Consider the following 1,665-nt stretch of genomic DNA (forward strand, 5'->3'; position numbering starts at 1 on the left):
CTACGACACCGAGTTCGCGGACGTACTGGAAAGCCGAGGCCGGAACGTCGTAGTCCGGTTCGAGCGGCGTTACGGGACGAGGTGGGTTCCGCACAGCCGCATCGCGTCCATCCTTCGACCCGTGCCCCAGTAGGCCGCCCGCCCCGACGACACACGTGGGAGCCGGCCGCGCGGACGTCACTCCCACGGCCGCGCGGCCGGCGCCCACTCGTCCAGGTCACCGGCATTCGCACTGCTCAACGGCGCAATTCACCCGAACAGAGTACGTGCACCACTAGCCAAAATCATCACTTCCGTGCTTTAATAGATGTGTTGGGAGGGGGAGGGCAAACCCCCGAACCGACACTCAACTCCCCTTCACAGCAATGGAGTACGACCCGCATGAAGACCAGCACGCAGACCCGTACCGCAGGCGCCACCCCGTCCACGGTGGAGGTCACCGCCCTTGTCGCGGCGAATCCCCTGCCGGCGGATCTCGACATCACCGCCCTGATCGAGGACATCGGCGCGCACGGCATCTTGGAGCCGCTGTACGTGGCGACGACCGAGGCCGGCGCCGTCCGCGTGGTCGACGGCACGCGCCGCCTGGCCGCCGCCGTCGCGTTGTCGCTCACCGAAGTCCCGGTGACGTACCGGCCGCTGATCAGCGTCAGCGCGCTCAACGCACACCCCGGCAATGTCCGGCAGGACCTGAAGATCACCGACGAGTTCCTGAAGTCGATCACCGTCGAGGGTGTGCGCACCCCGATCGTGGTCACCCGCGCTGACGGCGGGTTGCGGGTGGTGGACGGACACCGCAGGCTGGCCGCCGCCATCAAGGCCAAGCTGACTCACCTCCCCTACGCGTTCGAGGAGCGCGACGACGCCGGCCAGATTCTCGACATGGTCACCACCGCCCGACACCGCGCGAGTCTCACCCGGGGCGAGGAGGCGTCCGCCCTTTTCGACGCCGCCGCCCTTGGGGCCGACGTCAAGCGGATCGCCGCCGCAGGCGCGGTGACCCAGGTCGCGGCGAAGCAGATCCAGAAGCTCGCCAAGTCGGACGCCGTCCGGGCCGCCGCCGCCCACCGCACGGGCAACGGCGCCCCCGACCTTGAGGTCATGGCCATGCTGGCCGAGCTGGAGGCCGACGACCCCCAGGCCGCCGCCGGCGCACTGGCCGAGATGGACGCGGCCCCGAACGGGAACCACGCGTGGATCATCCGCCGCACCCGCAACGCGTCCCGGGCCCGCCAAGCCGCCCAGACGCACCGCGCCGAGCTGGAGAAGGCCGGCGCCGCCATCCGGACCGTGGGTGAACTGCGCGACAGCGCGACGCGGGTGATCGCCCTCCACGGGATCACCGTGGCGAAGCACGCCACCTGCCAGGGCCACGTATGGGCCCTTGAAGAGGGCGCCAACGCCTACACGGCGTACTGCACCAGCCCCGAGCTGTACGGGCACAAGATGCCTGCCAACACCGGCGGAACGGCCAAGGTGAGCCCGGACGAGCGCCGGGCGATCCGGGCCGGTAACACGGATTGGGACACCGCCGACGAGATGCGCGCCGAGTGGCTGGCCTCGTTTTTCGGCCCCACCCGCCGCGGGAAGGCCGCGGACCTGCTCCCGGGGCGCGCCGACGGCGGGTCCAGGGTGGGCTTCTTGGTGGCCGCCGGCCCCGCCCCC

At 70.8% G+C, this 1,665-nt stretch carries 1 protein-coding gene; it reads left to right on the top strand.

What is annotated here, in order from left to right:
* Positions 1-381: 381 nt before the first annotated feature.
* A partial coding sequence (locus tag ADK55_RS14735) for a ParB/RepB/Spo0J family partition protein (RefSeq protein WP_107089190.1) occupies positions 382-1,665 on the top strand: 1,284 nt, incomplete at its 3' end.

Source organism: Streptomyces sp. WM4235, assembly GCF_001279725.1.
GTDB lineage: Bacteria > Actinomycetota > Actinomycetes > Streptomycetales > Streptomycetaceae > Streptomyces.